Raw genomic sequence first — 15,704 nt, 5'->3', positions numbered from 1 at the left:
AAACCACTCGCCATGTCTCAAGAAAAATTCGATCTTTCTGCTACCGATCCTTTCGATCGCCATGCCAAAGAACGTCCATTCGTCGCCTCGGTTGTATCGAGCGGATGGGTGCTGTTTCGCACGCATGCGCCCCTGCTACTGCTATTCGGAGTCCCGTTGATCGCCATTCAAACCGATGCTGTGTGGTTCAACTTTCCACTTGGAAAGGGAGCTACCATTCCAGGACCATGGGAGAGAAGTGTCATGAGCTACATTTTTCTCGCCTTGTTCGGCATGTGTCTGGTTGAGGCGTTGCTCAGTACAGTCAGGCTGGCTCTCGATCCCACGGCAATTGTGATCACTGAGGAAGGCGTTCAAGGCTACCACGCGTGGCTTCGCAGGTCATTCAGGTGGTGTGATGTCTCGCACGTACGCAGGTCAGGAAACCGTCTTTTGATTCATAAGCGAGCGACATCCAAGCTGCTAAGAGAATGGAATCGCCACTCGCGACCGGGCGGACGCTACCACTGGTCGAAGCTGCTTGTCGTCGAACTCAACTGCGTCGACCAAAGTGCAGACTCCATTTTCTACGAGATCAATCGCCATTGGAAACCTTCGTAATACTCAACCTCGTTCAGCCACCGGGACGGCAAGCCTAGCCATCGCACAGTCAGACACTCGAACGAGCGAAGAAGCGACCGTTTGTATGCAGACGCCTTATCCAGTGAACGTTCACACTTCAGTTTGAAACTGAATCGTCAATGACGCGGCGACGTTCCATCAATGCCAGCGGCGACAGTATCGCGGCAACGGGGACACCGAAGGCAGCGCCGTAGAGGCCGCCTTGGAAAAACCACTGCAAGCTTCCTGGCGGGAGGATCTCTACGGTCGAAATCGCGAAGAAGCACGCGACGATCGCTCCGATTCCGCTGGCGACGATCGAAATTGGCTGGCCAAGCTTCTTACGCAACAGCAATGCAAACATGGTCGATGCGATCAAGCCGATCGCGATTCCGCTCACGCCTCTAGCCAGTGGCCATGACATCAGCCCCACCAATTGCATGGCCAACAATCCAATGGTTGTCGCCAACATTGTCCCCGATGCGATTTGAACTGCTGTTTTCATTGTGCTCTTTATCATCCTCCAAAAGAGCCCGCCGGTGGCGGGTTGCTTCGCAGTTTCTGGTTAACCCTATCGAGTTCTCTCCTACATAACCCTGAGGGCGGGACCGTTTCGTTCGGTTCGCTAGGGAATGGTTTTAGGAGGAAGGGTTATATGGCGTTGGACTATATCCAGCCCGCCGTTCAGGTACGGAAAGTGGCAAAATTGCTGGAGTTGGTGACGATTCGGGTCAAACGCGGCGAGATTCCAGAGACGTTGGAAAGTTCTCGCGAGATTGAGGAAACGGGACTTGAGATCTCTCCGCCGTCAGTGATCACTGTGTCTCGCGGTGACTGTTTTGCAACGGGCAAGACGGTCCGCGATGAACTCTCAAACAGTAACGGTGATCCAATTGAGCGAACAACAACGCGAAGAGATCGCGACCATTTTGGCGCGGGCGATTCGACGAACGCAAGAAAAGAAGGCGGCAAAGAGCACGCAAGACGAACCTCAACTTCCGAGCCAACCGGAGGTAGCTGATGAGTCCCAATCCTAAAAACAGTGCAGCATTTGAAATCGCCGAGTTGGCCGACCTGACGATTGACCAATTGGTGGCGAAGTTTGAGGTCGTTCATCAAGAGAAATGTCGTTCCCGAAATCGCAACTTCATCGTCCGACGTATCGCTTGGCGAATTCAAGCGAGTGAAGAAGGCGGACTGAGCGAACGGGCGCTTCGCGACCAGCCAGCGTTCGTTTCGCCACTACATGAATCGGCACGAGAAACCGATGCCGTTTCAGTTGCCGACCACGGTCGTCATCAATGCGATGGAGAAACGCTTGTCGACGTTCAACCGCGATCGGCACCGTGGTGGTGGGACAGCGTTGTGGATGCACGACGTAGGCGACGTCCTGGCATTCGTTGTCCGACGTGGCGAGAACCTAAAACGCGGCGAATACATCGAGGGCGAAAAGAGTCGCTATCAAGTCCAACGACCGGCCGGCTACGACACCATCCTCGTTCAAAAGCAGCTTGGAGAATTGCACGTTCACGCTTCGTTGATCAGCGAGCACCGTGAGTATTGCCGTTTGATCGGAGAGTACCTTTTCGGTGACGAGGACTTCTTTCCGACATCGTAGTTGTTTGACCTGTCTCCGATTCATGAACTCGGTGAAGACATTGAATCGCCGGCTTTCATCGACGGAAGCCGACGACGTCGATCGCTTGCTCGCCGGCGCAAAGATTCACCTGGTGAATACCGATCCGCCGTACAACGTCAACGTCGAACCGCGAAGCAAGAACGCGATCGCCGCCGGCAACAGTTCCTTCCCGGCTGGCGAAGGAAAGACGAAGGCCGGCGAGAAGACGATGCGGGCCAAGGATCGCGTGCTCGCCAACGACAAAGTCAGCGACGATGAGTTCGCGTCACTACTCGCCGCTTGGTTCGGTAACATCGGCCGCGTGTTGGAACCGGGGCGCTGCTTCTACATCTGGGGCGGCTTCTCCAACATCGGGTGCTATCCGCCGGCACTGGCGGCCAGCGGGCTGTATCTTTCGCAGACCATCATTTGGGACAAGATGCACCCGGTCATCAATCGAAAAGATTTTATGTCGGGACACGAATGGGCGTTCTACGGTTGGCGTGAAGGAGCCGGCCACAAGTTCTTCGGGCCGAATATCGCCGCCGTCGATCAAGGTTTCCGCTTCTTCGGTTGTTCGGTAGTTGGCCATCAAAAGTGCTCCGGTGTGTTCTGGGTAACCGTCGTAGTGAAGGTAGACCGCTGCATACGTTCGGTCGGCGCGGCGGACGGCGATCGTCGCTCGTGTGGACATGGTGGTTGCTCCTTAGTTCGTTTTGTCGGCCGGCAGTCGCTCGACGACGTCCGGGGGAATGGAAAGCATCAGCGACCGGCCGTTGTCCCAGTCGACATCGACTTGCGTCCAATCGCTTAGCGGATACCCGGCGTCGCTAGAATGACAGCGAAGCAGGTTCTTTCGGCACTTCGCGAGGTGGCTCGCGAAGATAAGGCTGCGTTTCTGCCTGGGTTCTTTCAGGCGGTGCCCGGTGGATACGGCGAGGGCGATCGGTTTCTCGGTTGCGTGGTGAGTCGGCGTAACGGCTAATGCTCAGCCGGGCTTCAGCAATCGACGTATTCGAGTTGGTTTCCAATACGTCGAACTCGCCTCTTGAGCTTGAGGCCTCCTTCGTCCGCAATCAGGCTGAAATAGAAGTCCCTGCTTAACATCTCCAGACGAAGAGCGGATAGATAGTGTGCTCGAGTGGTAACCCAGGCGTTGACGCCAACTTGGGAGTTGAAAGCGGAAATCAGCTCGTCGTCGGTTGATTCATGGAACCGAGCAATTAACCCGTACCGATCTTCTTCTACACTGCTCATCATTTTCTCCACACCTGCTTCCACTCACAACGAGTTCAGACACGCTGCGTTCAGCTCGGTTCGCGTCATCGTCAATGAGTTGCAAAACCTCACCCGACTTCGCAAGTCTCTTTCGTGCAGCGACCGGTTAAACGGAGACGGTTCTTGGCGAAGACTTGGTAGCCGAAGTCGAGGGCGTGCGAGATGCCGGGGAGGCGGGTTGGCCAAACGAGCGGGCCGAGGCCGACGGCGGAGTAGAGTTGGCGGAAGACTTCGACGCCGATGATCCACTGGCCATCAGGAAGTCGACCGTGGATTTCATCCATGAATTGAGCGGGCGTCTTTTCGTATTCTGCCGCGTTGAAATCGTCCGCTGCGATGTCAGTGAATTGGATGCGGTTTTTGCGATCGAGCCATTTCAGCAGCTTGATTTCTCGCAGGCACAGTGGGCACTCGCCGTCGGGGAAGAAAACGGGACGGGGGAAGAAAACGGGACGGGGGTGGATTCGCCGGTTCTATCGCGATAGGTTGGGTTGGTTGCGTTCAAGATTTACCCCGGGCGGTTCCGATGCCACGTCAAAGCCGAGATGATCGAGCAGGGCAGATCTACCATGCTCTGAATCGTGGGAATCAAAGACAAGAGATCTTTCACAAGCCAGAAGACTACGAGGGCTTCATCCGTGTGCTGGCCGAGGGTTTGCAAAAGTATCCTCTTGAATTGTTCAGTTTTACTTTGATGCCGAATCATTGGCACTTGGTCCTTCGCCCGGCGAAGGACGGACAGATGGGACGATTGCTACGTTGGGTCACCGCGACACACACCCTTCGATACCGGGGTCATTATCACAACCGAGGCGACGGGCATCTTTACCAAGGAAGGTTTAAAAGTTTCCCGATCGACGACGACGAGCACTTCTATGTGGTCTGTCGCTATGTCGAACGCAATCCTCTGCGGGCCAAGCTGGTCAATTCCGCGAAGGACTGGCCTCACGGTTCGCTCTACCGCTGGAACAAGTCATTCGAGCCGGATCCAAAGCTGCTTTCCCCGTGGCCAATCCGTCGACTCCCCCGCTGGAATGAACGGGTCGATCAGGCTTTGACCGCTGGCGAGCTGAAGGAGTTGCGAACGTGTGTTGGTCGCTCTCGTCCCTATGGAAGCGAAGAGTGGGTTGAACAGGTCGCTGAACGCTACGGGCTTTGGCACACTCTGCGTCCCGCCGGTCGTCCACGCAAGCGACAAAAGTCAAAGGCAACCGCCAAGTGATCAATTCAACCCCCGTCCCGTTTTCTTCGCCGCAAGTGATCAATTCAACCCCCGTTTCGTTTTCTTCGCCAGGGAGCCGATTCGTTCTGGCGTCCAGCCCTTGGGGCCGAACTTTGTTTTGGTACTCACTGTTGAGACTCCTTTGTTGTGGTGAGTGATGGTAGTGGACGAGGTGACGAGTCCTTCGCGAGCAAGGGGACTCGTGGCCTCGTCCACTACGTTTGTTGCTCTGGCGACATGAAGGAATACAGGACGGGGATGACGAACAGCGTCAGCAGAGTGGCGAAGGACAGGCCGAAGATCAGCAACCACGCCAGCCCTTGCCAAAGCGGTCCACCGCCAAGTGCAAGAGGAACGAGTCCGCCGACGGTCGTCGCGGTTGTCAGAAAAATCGGCATCAGTCGTTGCCGTGCAGCGTCGACGATCGCAGCGTGATAAGCCTCGCGCGAAAGGGGCTGATCGGTTCCGGATGTTCGTTCCTTCATGACAATGTCAGCGAATTCGACAAACAGAATGGCCGAATTCAAAACGATTCCGAATAGCGCCAGCACGCCAAGTTGCGGCATGAATCCGAACGCGTTACCCGTCACCCACAGTCCGAACAGTGCGCCCACGAGAGCGAGCGGCAGCGTGACCATGATGATTGCGGTGCGGGCGAGGCTGTTGAATTGGAAAATTAACAACAAAATGATTGCGATGAATGACATGCCGAATGACCGGAACATTTTCCACTGAGCCTTCATCGACTCTTCAAGAGCTCCCCCGATCTCGATGCGATATCCGGCAGGCAACTCGGCTTTCAGCTTTTGCATCGGCTCGGAGTTGAAGACGCGCGTCGTGATGTCGTTGCCGGACGCCCCGTAGTTGATCTGTGATCGGACTTCGATCGTTCGATTCCCATCGCGTCGATCAATGGTCTCTAAACGCCATTGCGGTTTCACGCTCGCGATGGCTGCCAGCGAAACCTTGCCGACGCGGCTTTCGATGTGTGAACCGCTCACGGCACCAAGCGACCGGCGGCTTTCGGGATTCAACCGAAAGTAGACCGGGATTTGACGGTCGCTCTCGCGATAGGTCGTCAGCAGTTTGCCGGAATAGTAAGCATCAAGCGTTGAGGCAACTTCCGCGTTGCGAATTCCTGAAAGGCTGGCCCGATCTGAATCCACATCGACGAACAACTGCTGGCCCGACACGCCCCACGAATCATTAACGTCCCACGTGTCAGGCTCGGCGTCCACAATCGACTTGACGCGATTCGCAATGCTCCTGAGTTCGTCCGCGTCGGCGAGCCCGTTACCCATGACGCGCAGGACGACAGGATCCGCGGGCGGGCCAAGCACCAGTTCAACCGGAACGACTCGGGCGCCGGCGATCGGCGACAGCCCCAGCGATTCGTCACCTTGCCTCGCCACGACGCGCAGTTGTTCGGCGAAGTCGTGAGTGAACTCTCCCTTGGTCGTGTGAATCAGGATTTCGGCGTAGTTTGGCTTCAGGGTTTCCGGTTCCCATGCGAGATACCAGCGCGACCCGCCTCCGCCGACGATCGTGCGCATGTTGTACAAACGCTCGTGCGATTCTCCTTCCTCATCAACATGCGGGCTCAGCGCGCGGATCATTTCTTCGACCCTACGAGCCACTTTGTTGGTTTGTTCGATCGAAGCTGATTCGGGTAGATAGATTTCAACGGCAAATTGGTCACGCTCCGTGAGTGGAAAGAACTCGCTTGAAACCGGAAGCTGAGTCGCCAGCAGCAACGTGCCGATGGATGCGAAGATCGTGACAAAGCGATGACGCAGAGCCCATCCGACGGCGATGGCGTAGAGTCGGTAGAAGCCACCTTGTAGCTCAGTTGTCCCAACTGAGTGCTGGGGAACAGCTGGGGACAACTGTTCTACATTCTTTGGCATGTTTTTCTTTCGGCGAAGCCTGCGCCACACGGTTCCCAGTTTGCTCATCAACCAGGGCAGCGGCGCGGTGGGGCGACTTAAATCTTTGGGAGGTCGAATGAACCACGCGGCGAGGATGACGCAGAAAGTCATCGCCAAAACCCAACTGACGGCCAGCATCACGGACAACGTGATTGGCAGGCTATAGATAAATTCTCGATTGGCACCGTCCATCGCGATCAGCATTGGAATGAAAGCGGCAACCGTCGTTGCGGTTCCGCTTAACATCGAAATGCCAAGCATCTTTGCACCCGCAACGGATGCTTCGCGTGGACTCATGCCGGCGATCTGGTTCGTGCGACTCTGGTCGCAGACCTGAACCGCATTGTCGACCAGCAGTCCCAGCGAGATGATCATCGACGCCAGTGACATCTGTTCCAGTTGCACATCAAAGAGTGTGATGATCGCCAGCGACGAAACAACAACGAACGGGATGTTGGCGGCCATGACGGCTGCCGTGCGAAAGCCAACGACCAGATATACCAGAACGACAACGACCAGAATCGCCTGGACGATGTTCACGCCAACTTCGCGAATACGCTGCTTCACACTATCCGACTGATCGGAAATGATGGATACGGCCAGATCGGGCGGCAACACGCCCGTGCTTTGCAACTGCGCGACACTTTCTTTGGAACGGTCGCAAATGTCGATGATGTTTGCACCGGATTTCATCGAGACCGCAAGGGTGATGGCGGGTGTCTCGAACTCGGGCGTTCCGTAACGACAAATCCGCTGAGCAGGGTCGACGTAGCCACGACGAACGTTCAATCCCATGTTCTTGAGTTGCACTTGATTGAAGCCTGCGTCGCCGTTCTCCTCCGCGGTCGCCACGACACCAACGACCAATGAATCAAAAGCCTCCACCGCGCCGACATCACCACTGGGCTTGACGAAAAAACGTCCGTCTTCGGCGTCAATCTTTCCACCCGGGGCGACGATGTTTTGCGATTTTGCAAGCGATTGAATTTGTGCGGTCGTTAGATCCAGCGTTGACCAATTCCCTTCATCGGTCTCGATATAGATGGCTTCTTCTTGAACTCCGAACCGACCAACCTGCGAAACGCCCGGTAGCAGCCTCAGCGAATCACGAATGCGTTCCGAGTACAAATCGAGTTGTCGCGATGAGTAGGCGTACTTTGGATCAACGACCGAGTCCCCATCGAGCGGCCGTTGGTGGACGGCGTACAGCAGGACGCTGGTGTCAGCAAATTCATCGAATAGAAACGGCGAAATGCTTTCGTCGGGCATCGTCACATTGCGAATCCGGGCCCGAACGCGATCCCACGCGTCGTCGACTCGAGCACCCGGCACGTTGTCTTCGAGTTCGACGAAGATGACTGACTGTTCGCTGCTGGACGTCGATCGAATCAAGCGGACTTCTTCCAAACCGTCGATCGCATCTTCCAATGGATCGGTGACCAGTTTTTCCATCTGCTCCGCCGACGCACCTTGCCACCGAGTCGTCACGAGGGCGATTTTGAGTGTGAATTCAGGGTCTTCGCGACGCGGCATGGTGAAGAAACTGACGCTGCCCCAAGCGACCAGTAGCAACACCAGCGTGATCGTGATCGTCGGCCGGCGCACCGCGAAATCGGGAAGGCTTCTCATGGATGGCCTCCCACAAGCGTCGAAACGACAATTCGGTCGCCGTCGTTCAGATAGTGCGTGCCTTCGACAATGACCTGCATTCCCTCACGCAATTCGTCTGGCGAAGTCGACGTGATCCGCAGTAAGACGGTTTCACCGAGCACCGATTCACCTTCAGCAACGTCGACGAAGACTCGCCGTGCGGTGACTCGATCCGCAGTGTCATCAATCACGTGGATGAAGGTCTTACCTTGTTCTTCGCGGACGGCCTTCATCGGAACGAAGAAACCACCGGTCGGTTCGCTGGCGGTCAATGAAATCCGCGCGATGTCGCCCGACCGCAATAGCCACCGCTGATCGTCAAGCATGACTTGGCAGCCGGTCCAAGTCTCCAGATTTTGTAGTGGACGAGGCAACGAGTCCTTCGAGCTGGTTCCAATGCTGGGACTCGTAACCTCGTCCACTACGGGGGAACCGGAATTGGTTGGATTGATGCTGGGACTCGTAACCTCGTCCACTACGGGAGAATCGGAATGGGTCGGCTTGAAGTAAAGTTTGCCGGTGATTAGATCACGGTCGACATTGATCGGGACGTTCGGATCGGTGAACTCGATCGCGACGAACTTCCAACGACCGAGATAGGGAATCACATCACTGGTGATTCGCACGGGGACTTTGGTCACTGAAAGCAACCGATCGCCCGGCGGCGACGGAGTTCCCCAGCGACGATTGGTCACTTTCCAAACAAACGTCTCGCCGCCGATCATATGAACCGCTTCGCGAACGACAAGTTGTCGCCGGTCGCCGGTAATCATCGGGCCAATATTTAGCGGTGTGATCTGATCCGTCCAAGCAATCGGTTCGTCGGTGTCGGGCAACGTGTACGCGGATTCGTCGATCTCGTTTCGCACGTGCATCGTGACCGTGAACGTGCGCGCCGCCGGGTCAGCCACCGTGTCGACTCGGTAAACCATGCCGCTAAGCTGGCGAGAATTTCCGCTGCCATCAGTGACTTGAACCGGCAACATGTCACCGCGACGGTAGCGGCGAGAGTCGCGGGCAGTGACTTCAAATTCGATGGTCATCGGATCCATCATTTGCACCGTCACCACTGGATCGCCTTCTTTGACATAAGTGCCAGGAACCGCGTGGATCTGGGAAACCTGGCCGGGGAACGGGCTGAACAGCACCGCGTTTCGGAGGCTGCGTTGGGCTTCGGAAAGTTGCTGCCGGGCCTGCAGGATCTGAGCCTCAAGGGCAAGCTGGCGGGCCTTCGCCTGAGCCAACTCGGCATTGGAACTTGCCAGACGCGATTTCGTCGTCGCGGCGTTGGTCCGAGCGGCGTCGAGTTCCGAACGTGAAATTGCATTCTGTCTTGAAAGCTCCGACGCTCGAGATAGTTCAATGTCGGCAAGGTCGGCTTCGGCCTTTGCAGATTCGATTTGGGCGGGCAACTGCTGCTCAATCGTCACCAAGTTGGCATCGCGATTCAGCTTCGCAACTTCGACGCTGGCAAGTGCCGATTCGACGGCGATTCTCAATTCTTCGTCATCGAGACGGGCAAGCGGAGTCGCATCAGGTGTCCGTTCATCGGCTTCACTACCGATTTGTGGCGTCACGAGCTCGTTGGGTTCGATCACTTCAGCGACGCGCCCTGCGACCTCAAACCCGATCTGCTCGGATTTCCATGGCACAACCGAACCTGTTGTGAACTGCTGGTTTATCGGAGAAGTTTTCTGCAAGACAGCGATCGAAACCGGTTTGGGAGGTTTGTCGGGTGAAACCGATTCCTTCTCCTGCGAACACCCCGTCATTGCGAGACCGCAAAAGCACAACAGTGCCATTACGAAAAGGTTGAACCTCTGAAAACGCATAAGTTGCCCAACGCATAGATAGAACAGGCAGCCTGCCTGTTGCAAACTGCGAACGACAGGCTGGCAGTTCTACTTGAAAACAGTAAACTGTACGGTATACTTTACATCATGCCAGGAAAAAGTAAACCGCAAAGTGTACCTTCTGAGCCAGCGCTCCATGGACGCCTGACCGATCGCAAGCGAGCGTCGATCGTGCAGGCGGCCGTCGAGGCGTTTCAGCAGTACGGCTATTTTGCTGCCAGCATGAACGGCATCGCTGAGGCCGCCTCGGTCAGCAAACGCACGCTGTACAACCATTTCGACAGCAAGGAAGCTCTGTTTATTGAGATCATTGAGGAACTAAAGTTCCGCGTCGAGCAATTGCCGGAATGCAAGTTCGACGATTCGCGTGATCTCGCCGAACAGTTGACGGAGCTTGCACAGTCCGAGATTGACTTTTTCACGTCGGAAGACGTGCAGGCACTCGCCCGAGCCGGATTGTCACGCGTGCTGGGGGAACCGGATGCGGGACAGCAGGTCGATCAGCGATTCTTCATCCGGCGAGTGACCACATGGATGAAGAAAGCGCAAGCTTCCGGCTGTCTACTTGAAGCCGACGCCGAGTTCGCAGCGATGCAGTTCGTCGGGTTGCTGCGGACGTTTGCTTTCTGGCCAACCATCGTCCACGGCGAGCCTCCACCCTCACGCCGCAAACGCAATCAAATCGTCGCCCAAACGGTCGAGATGTTTCTTTCTAGGTATGCAGTGAACTGAATCCACGATTTCCATAGTGGACGAGGCGACGAAAGGTAAACTGCGAAAAGGGCTTTCCAAAGCAGCGATCAAAGAGGCGGAAGAAACCTTTCCGAATCACGGGTTCCACGAGAGCCTACTGCGTCTGGCCAATGACTACGGTGGGGCCACGATAGTGGGTTGCATCAGAGTCACTCGTGGAATTGTCAAGTTCTGAAAAACGAAGGCCGGATATACTGAGACGTAGCAATCCGCCATCAACCTTACGCGTCTTTCGTGCCAGATGCAATGTATTTCGTTTGCAACCTGTCGCTATACGGGCTTATGAAGCTTGGTGACTTCAGTCTCAAGGTAGTCTGCTAACGGCAGTTGTTCGAACCAGTCCTGGAGCTCCGCAGCGTCAGTCGCACGCAACGTCATGAAGACTCGCGGATTCGGATCGTCCATTTCCGAACGAGCAAACTCGAGCAGCCGACCATCGCGTCGCCATTCGTCGATCATTTTGTGTTCGGCGGGTACCAGTCGATGAAATTCCTCGTCGAATGGTTTGACGAATTGAACGACCACCTGAAATCGGTTTTTCGTATCGACGCTAAAGCTAGGAAAATCCGCAAGGGGCGGGAGCGTCAACAGAGCTACATCGAAAAGCGACTTCATCCTTCGATCGAGTTCCCGCAATTGCTCTCGGCGGCCTTCATCGCCGATGTGAGCGGGTGACCAGGCAACGAAGGGATTCAGCAGACGAAACCCGTTGAACCAAGAAGTGCCGTGCTGAATAGGTGTCATCATTCGATCGAGTGCTGGGTTCACTCCCCAGCCACCATACGTCGCTTCACCCCCGCCGGTCGTCATCAGGACTAGACCGCGCTTGATGCCTCCGCCAATGCCGCCTTCGAACAATTTGGGACCACCGTAAATTCGTCCAGCTGCCAAGACGCGGTCGGCCCAACCTTTCAAAATGGCAGGCATCCCAAACCACCAAAGTGGAAAGCTGAAGATGACTGAGTCGGCAGCTTCGAGCTGTTGCATCTCAGCTTCCACATCAGGAGCGAACCCATCGTTTTCGGTTGCGTGAACTTCTTTGGCCTGTTGCTTGAGATAACCGGAGTCCTTGGTCGTCGTGAAGTTGCGACGGTCCGAGACGGGATCAAACTTCAACGCGTACAGATCGCTGAAGGTGACTTCGTGACCGAGCGAAAGAAGTTTCTCCTTAGCGCGCTTTGCGAGCGACGATGAAAAACTTTTTGGCTCATGGTGAGCGTGAACAATTAGAACTTTCATAGGGAATCTCTATAGATATTGGAAAGACGGCAGCATCAAAATCAGTGAAAGAAAATGAACGGGCCAGCGTGTGGCCGTTCCTTTCCGCGGACAATTGGCTCGGGGCAAATGCTCTGCGGAAACACCCAGCCTCGCTGGTGCATGTCGATGCCGGTCAGGGTTCCCCCTTTTCGGTTACTGACTTGGTTACACGTTTTTTTTAGGACGATAAAGTTTTGGTACGAGAAAAAATTATTGGTTAAACCTCAACAACCACTTTGCCCATTGCTTTTCCGCTCTCCAAGCGGGCGTACGCTTGCCCGACTTGTTCGAGCGAAAACTGTTCTTCATCCAGTACAGGCTTGAGTCCGCCAGACTCGCAAATCTGAGCCAGGGCGCGGAGTATTTCTGCGTGTTGCTCCCGCTTAAAGTTGTGCAGCATCGGAATCAGCATGAACACGACGTGCAAAGACAAGCCTTTGAAGTGAGCCGGAGTCAAATCCAGCTCGCACATCGAGACGGTCGTGGCGACTTGACCGTTCAGTGCAGCCGCTTCAAATGAGTTCGTCAGGTTCGCACCGCCAACCGAGTCGAACACGACTTCAAACCCCGCGCCGCCGGTGTGCTTGGCTACGTACTGCTCCACCGTTTCATTTTTGTAGTTGATGCCAGTTGCACCGAGTTGTTCGATCAGAGCAAGTTGTTTCTCGCCGCCACCAGTCGAGTAGACTTCGGCGCCCCAGTGTTTTGCCAGTTGCAGCGCGACATGGCCAACTCCGCCAGAGCCACCATGCACGAGAACTTTCTGGCGTTTTTGGATGCCGGCGCGTTTCAAGCCTTCGTAGGCCGTAATCGCGACCAGCGGCAATGCGGCGGCTTCTCGCATCGACAGGTTCTTCGCCTTGTGGGCAATCAAGTTGCTGTCGGCGACGATGTATTCGGCCAACGTGCCAGGCAAGTCAGCCAACCCGCCGGCACAGCCATAGACTTCATCGCCGACTGAATAGTCTTTCACACCTTCGCCGACTGCCTCAACCGTTCCGGCGAAGTCCATCCCGAGAATGGCTGGCGTATCGGGCGACAAAGGTAAGTCCTTCCCCATGTTGCGAATCATCGTGTCGACCGTGTTCACGCTCGAAGCGGCGATCTTGACCAACACATGGTCTGATTTCACTTCGGGTTTCGCAACATCTGCAGCGTCAAAAGTCGCGTTTTCGCCATAGGCGTTAATGAGCATCGCTTTCATTTTGTTTCTCCTGTTTGGGTAGTGGATGAGGCAACGAGTCCTTCAAAAATGCCAGAATCGGTGCAAAAGGTTGTACTTGTACGCACGCTTCTTTTCGTCGGAAATTGTCTATTCTGTCGTTGGGACTCGTTGCCTCGTCCACCACGCGAACAACTTCTACGTTCGCAGCAGGCCATCCTTGCGTAGGAAGGATATGACCTTGTCGAAGTGATCCCAATAGTCCGCAGCGAATGGGCGTAGTTCGGGGTATCCAGGCACGAGGCAACCAGTGAAGCTATACGAAGCAAACTGATCGGGCTCCACCAATCCTGCACGCTCAGGATTTCTAGCGATATATTCGCAAACGTTTCTGAATTCGGTATCCCGGCGCTCTTCTTTTGTGAATACGTGGTCGTGAGCTTGGTCTTGAAGTTCAAAGCCAATCCGATTCAAGGATTCGTTGCATCTTGGACGGAAGTGTTTCATTGCATTGAGCTGATCGCTTCCATCACAAAGCCCCATCCATACCATGTGAAAATGATCAGGCATCAGGCAGAACGTCGGACATGCTAGACCGTATCGGAAAAGCGTATGCGTTAGCAATTCGCGAAAGCGATACAGGAAGGTTGGAGACAACCAACCCTGTTTTCGATCGACCGTGGTGAGCGTCCAATGAACAATCGCATCGGCCTGATATTGCTCTCTTGGGAGCCGCCGAAGGTGATCTCGCTTGTTCATATAGTCTCCCTGATATCTTGTAGTGGACGAGGCCACGAGTCCCGTCTTCGTTTAATGATGAGGACTCGTTGCCTCGTCCACTACCTTTGGCCGTCTCTAAGCACATAATACGGGTACGACTTCAACGAACAAGTACGCACATTTCGGACATGTAGGCACCAAATGGATACCGCTAACAAGCCCCGGCACACCAGTTACGTGCTGCCCGCCTGTCCCGTTGAAGCGACGTTGGAGCTGATCGGCGGGAAGTGGAAAGGGATCGTACTCTTCTACTTGCTCGACGGCCGGCTTCGTTTCAGTGAACTCAAGCGGAAGATCGGTTGTGTCACACAGCGGATGCTGACCAAGCAGCTTCGCGAACTCGAAGCCAGCGGTTTGGTGAACCGAATCGTCTACGCTGAAGTGCCGCCGCGAGTTGAATACGAACTCACCGAAGAAGGCAAGTCGCTCAAGCCCATTTTGAAGTCACTCAAGAAGTGAGGTGAAGAGCACGCAATGGATTTGATTGCCGCACGTGAACAAGTAAGCGAATGATTTGGAAGGTCGATGGCAACTCTGCGACTCTTTCAGCCTGATGATTGGCTGTCTGTTTGGCAAATCCTCGAGCCCGTCTTTCGGGCGGGCGAAACGTATCCGTATTCGCCGAACATCACGCAATCGTTGGAATGAGACCACCGTCGACTCGTATGGGCGCTCCGTTGATCGCCGATGCGAGTGGGCTGGCGACAAACGCAACCATGTTGGCAATCTCTTCTGGTTCGATCAATCTCTGAATCAACGAGGTCGGCCGATTGTCTGCCATGAATCGTTTTTCGGCCGATTCATAGGGCTCATCCGGAAACAGATTGCTGACGAATTCCTTGACGCCTGGGGTCAACGTCGAACCCGGCATCACGGTGTTCACGGTAACGGAGCTACCTTTGGTCAATTGAGCCAGACTACGTGAGACGGCCAGTTGTGCTGTCTTCGTCATCGCGTAGTGTGGCATTTCAGGAGCCGGCACGACGCCGGATTCGCTGCTGATGAAAATGATGCGTCCAGTGTTTTGCTCCAGCATTTGCTTGAGGTAGTGCCGGGCAAGACGCACGCCACTCATCACGTTGATGTCGAAAATGTGTTGCCAGGCTTCGTCCGTCAGGTCGAAGAAATCGACCGCCTCAAAAATGCCCAAGTTGTTGACGAGGATATCAAGCTGTGGATGTTCGGCGATGGTTTGAGCGACGCCTTCGATAGTCCCGTTGTCGGACACCAGTCCGATCAGGTCGGCCTTCGGATTGCTTTTGCGAATCGTTGTTATCGCTTTGTCAACGCTCGAATTGCTGCGACCGTTGATGATGGTGGTTGCCCCTTCGGCAGCCAAGCGAGTCCCGATCGCCAGGCCGATGCCACCCGTCGATGCGGTGACCAAAGCAGTTTTGTTGTTGAGTTTCAGGTCCATCGGGTAATTTTCCTATTTGTGATTTTAGATAGTGTTTTTGATGACCAGATTACGGCACCATCTTGAGTCTATGGAAATGACGACATCGCTTCTTGAACGATCTTGCGCGCAACCAAAAACGCGGATCGCTAGCTTCATTCGTTGACGCCACCCTATGCAGAGGCGAGCGACGGCTTGCGACTT

17 protein-coding genes and 1 pseudogene are annotated in these 15,704 nt (G+C 55.0%); 9 read left to right on the top strand and 9 right to left on the bottom strand.

Annotation, left to right across the window (positions count from 1 at the left end):
- Positions 1-12 precede the first annotated feature (12 nt).
- Positions 13-600 carry a hypothetical protein gene (locus Pla22_RS17525; protein ID WP_146516084.1) on the top strand — a complete coding sequence of 196 codons (588 nt, stop codon included), beginning with the start codon at positions 13-15 and terminating at the stop codon, positions 598-600.
- A 118-nt stretch (positions 601-718) separates the two neighbouring features.
- On the opposite strand, the gene Pla22_RS17520 is transcribed toward Pla22_RS17525, so the two are convergent.
- On the bottom strand, positions 719-1,105 hold the full coding sequence (locus Pla22_RS17520) for a hypothetical protein (protein WP_242632137.1): 387 nt from the start codon (positions 1,103-1,105) through the stop codon (positions 719-721).
- Between the two features lie 358 nt (positions 1,106-1,463).
- On the opposite strand from Pla22_RS17520, the gene Pla22_RS25305 reads away from it, so the two are divergent.
- From Pla22_RS25305 to Pla22_RS17505, 5 genes and pseudogenes are all read left to right on the top strand, one after another.
- Complete coding sequence (locus tag Pla22_RS25305) at positions 1,464-1,637, top strand: hypothetical protein (RefSeq protein WP_165440724.1); 174 nt, start codon at positions 1,464-1,466, stop codon at positions 1,635-1,637.
- A pseudogene (locus Pla22_RS17515) lies at positions 1,621-1,830 on the top strand (DUF2924 domain-containing protein); the annotation flags it as partial. The gene Pla22_RS25305 and the pseudogene Pla22_RS17515, both read left to right, overlap by 17 nt.
- Positions 1,831-1,867: 37 nt before the next feature.
- The gene (locus Pla22_RS25300; RefSeq protein ID WP_165440659.1) at positions 1,868-2,218 is read left to right on the top strand and encodes a hypothetical protein; all 351 of its coding nucleotides are present in this window, start codon (positions 1,868-1,870) and stop codon (positions 2,216-2,218) included.
- A gap of 22 nt (positions 2,219-2,240) precedes the next feature.
- Positions 2,241-3,032 (top strand): DNA methyltransferase, encoded by a 792-nt coding sequence (locus Pla22_RS17510; protein ID WP_146516083.1) that lies wholly within the window; start codon positions 2,241-2,243, stop codon positions 3,030-3,032.
- A gap of 21 nt (positions 3,033-3,053) precedes the next feature.
- The gene (locus Pla22_RS17505; protein ID WP_207310405.1) at positions 3,054-3,203 is read left to right on the top strand and encodes a hypothetical protein; all 150 of its coding nucleotides are present in this window, start codon (positions 3,054-3,056) and stop codon (positions 3,201-3,203) included.
- Between the two features lie 14 nt (positions 3,204-3,217).
- Here Pla22_RS17505 and Pla22_RS17500 read toward each other — a convergent pair whose 3' ends face one another.
- On the bottom strand, positions 3,218-3,475 hold the full coding sequence (locus tag Pla22_RS17500; protein ID WP_146516082.1) for a hypothetical protein: 258 nt from the start codon (positions 3,473-3,475) through the stop codon (positions 3,218-3,220).
- An 89-nt stretch (positions 3,476-3,564) separates the two neighbouring features.
- Positions 3,565-3,876, bottom strand: coding sequence for a thiol-disulfide oxidoreductase DCC family protein (locus tag Pla22_RS17495; RefSeq protein ID WP_242632195.1), 312 nt, complete (start codon positions 3,874-3,876; stop codon positions 3,565-3,567).
- A 146-nt stretch (positions 3,877-4,022) separates the two neighbouring features.
- Between Pla22_RS17495 and Pla22_RS17490 the strand changes: the two genes are divergently transcribed.
- Positions 4,023-4,718, top strand: coding sequence for a transposase (locus tag Pla22_RS17490; RefSeq protein WP_146516081.1), 696 nt, complete (start codon positions 4,023-4,025; stop codon positions 4,716-4,718).
- A gap of 215 nt (positions 4,719-4,933) precedes the next feature.
- Here the strand turns inward: Pla22_RS17490 and Pla22_RS17485 are convergent, their stop codons facing one another.
- Positions 4,934-8,275: an efflux RND transporter permease subunit gene (locus tag Pla22_RS17485; RefSeq protein WP_146516080.1), complete on the bottom strand. Its 3,342-nt coding sequence runs from the start codon at positions 8,273-8,275 to the stop codon at positions 4,934-4,936.
- Entirely contained in the window at positions 8,272-10,068 is a 1,797-nt protein-coding gene (locus Pla22_RS17480; RefSeq protein WP_242632136.1) for an HlyD family secretion protein, read from the bottom strand. The genes Pla22_RS17485 and Pla22_RS17480 overlap by 4 nt, the downstream gene beginning before the upstream one ends.
- Before the next feature lie 168 nt (positions 10,069-10,236).
- On the opposite strand from Pla22_RS17480, the gene Pla22_RS17475 reads away from it, so the two are divergent.
- On the top strand, positions 10,237-10,881 hold the full coding sequence (locus Pla22_RS17475) for a TetR/AcrR family transcriptional regulator (RefSeq protein ID WP_146516078.1): 645 nt from the start codon (positions 10,237-10,239) through the stop codon (positions 10,879-10,881).
- A 291-nt stretch (positions 10,882-11,172) separates the two neighbouring features.
- Here Pla22_RS17475 and Pla22_RS17470 read toward each other — a convergent pair whose 3' ends face one another.
- The 3 genes from Pla22_RS17470 to Pla22_RS17460 form a co-directional block, all read right to left on the bottom strand.
- Positions 11,173-12,141 (bottom strand): muconolactone Delta-isomerase family protein, encoded by a 969-nt coding sequence (locus tag Pla22_RS17470; RefSeq protein WP_165440723.1) that lies wholly within the window; start codon positions 12,139-12,141, stop codon positions 11,173-11,175.
- A 238-nt stretch (positions 12,142-12,379) separates the two neighbouring features.
- Positions 12,380-13,366 (bottom strand): zinc-dependent alcohol dehydrogenase family protein, encoded by a 987-nt coding sequence (locus Pla22_RS17465; protein WP_146516077.1) that lies wholly within the window; start codon positions 13,364-13,366, stop codon positions 12,380-12,382.
- A gap of 156 nt (positions 13,367-13,522) precedes the next feature.
- Positions 13,523-14,083 (bottom strand): hypothetical protein, encoded by a 561-nt coding sequence (locus Pla22_RS17460; protein ID WP_146516076.1) that lies wholly within the window; start codon positions 14,081-14,083, stop codon positions 13,523-13,525.
- Positions 14,084-14,245: 162 nt separating this feature from the next.
- Between Pla22_RS17460 and Pla22_RS17455 the strand changes: the two genes are divergently transcribed.
- Positions 14,246-14,563, top strand: coding sequence for a winged helix-turn-helix transcriptional regulator (locus Pla22_RS17455; RefSeq protein ID WP_146516075.1), 318 nt, complete (start codon positions 14,246-14,248; stop codon positions 14,561-14,563).
- Positions 14,564-14,732: 169 nt separating this feature from the next.
- On the opposite strand, the gene Pla22_RS17450 is transcribed toward Pla22_RS17455, so the two are convergent.
- The gene (locus tag Pla22_RS17450; RefSeq protein ID WP_146516074.1) at positions 14,733-15,521 is read right to left on the bottom strand and encodes an SDR family NAD(P)-dependent oxidoreductase; all 789 of its coding nucleotides are present in this window, start codon (positions 15,519-15,521) and stop codon (positions 14,733-14,735) included.
- Positions 15,522-15,704 lie beyond the last annotated feature (183 nt).

Source organism: Rubripirellula amarantea (genome assembly GCF_007859865.1).
GTDB lineage: Bacteria > Planctomycetota > Planctomycetia > Pirellulales > Pirellulaceae > Rubripirellula > Rubripirellula amarantea.
This window is presented reverse-complemented; position numbering and strand designations above follow the sequence as displayed.

What these genes read in the sequence shown, in the direction of transcription:
- Pla22_RS17455 (WP_146516075.1), top strand. Translation starts at nt 14,246, where the DNA reads ATGGATACCGCTAACAAGCCCCGGCACACCAGTTACGTGCTGCCCGCC.
- Pla22_RS25300 (WP_165440659.1), top strand. Translation starts at nt 1,868, where the DNA reads ATGCCGTTTCAGTTGCCGACCACGGTCGTCATCAATGCGATGGAGAAA.
- Pla22_RS17450 (WP_146516074.1), bottom strand. Translation starts at nt 15,521, where the DNA reads ATGGACCTGAAACTCAACAACAAAACTGCTTTGGTCACCGCATCGACG.
- Pla22_RS17465 (WP_146516077.1), bottom strand. Translation starts at nt 13,366, where the DNA reads ATGAAAGCGATGCTCATTAACGCCTATGGCGAAAACGCGACTTTTGAC.
- Pla22_RS17485 (WP_146516080.1), bottom strand. Translation starts at nt 8,275, where the DNA reads ATGAGAAGCCTTCCCGATTTCGCGGTGCGCCGGCCGACGATCACGATC.
- Pla22_RS17480 (WP_242632136.1), bottom strand. Translation starts at nt 10,068, where the DNA reads ATGACGGGGTGTTCGCAGGAGAAGGAATCGGTTTCACCCGACAAACCT.
- Pla22_RS17510 (WP_146516083.1), top strand. Translation starts at nt 2,241, where the DNA reads ATGAACTCGGTGAAGACATTGAATCGCCGGCTTTCATCGACGGAAGCC.
- Pla22_RS17520 (WP_242632137.1), bottom strand. Translation starts at nt 1,105, where the DNA reads ATGAAAACAGCAGTTCAAATCGCATCGGGGACAATGTTGGCGACAACC.
- Pla22_RS17525 (WP_146516084.1), top strand. Translation starts at nt 13, where the DNA reads ATGTCTCAAGAAAAATTCGATCTTTCTGCTACCGATCCTTTCGATCGC.
- Pla22_RS17490 (WP_146516081.1), top strand. Translation starts at nt 4,023, where the DNA reads ATGCCACGTCAAAGCCGAGATGATCGAGCAGGGCAGATCTACCATGCT.
- Pla22_RS25305 (WP_165440724.1), top strand. Translation starts at nt 1,464, where the DNA reads ATGAACTCTCAAACAGTAACGGTGATCCAATTGAGCGAACAACAACGC.
- Pla22_RS17505 (WP_207310405.1), top strand. Translation starts at nt 3,054, where the DNA reads ATGACAGCGAAGCAGGTTCTTTCGGCACTTCGCGAGGTGGCTCGCGAA.
- Pla22_RS17460 (WP_146516076.1), bottom strand. Translation starts at nt 14,083, where the DNA reads ATGAACAAGCGAGATCACCTTCGGCGGCTCCCAAGAGAGCAATATCAG.
- Pla22_RS17500 (WP_146516082.1), bottom strand. Translation starts at nt 3,475, where the DNA reads ATGAGCAGTGTAGAAGAAGATCGGTACGGGTTAATTGCTCGGTTCCAT.
- Pla22_RS17475 (WP_146516078.1), top strand. Translation starts at nt 10,237, where the DNA reads ATGCCAGGAAAAAGTAAACCGCAAAGTGTACCTTCTGAGCCAGCGCTC.
- Pla22_RS17470 (WP_165440723.1), bottom strand. Translation starts at nt 12,141, where the DNA reads ATGAAAGTTCTAATTGTTCACGCTCACCATGAGCCAAAAAGTTTTTCA.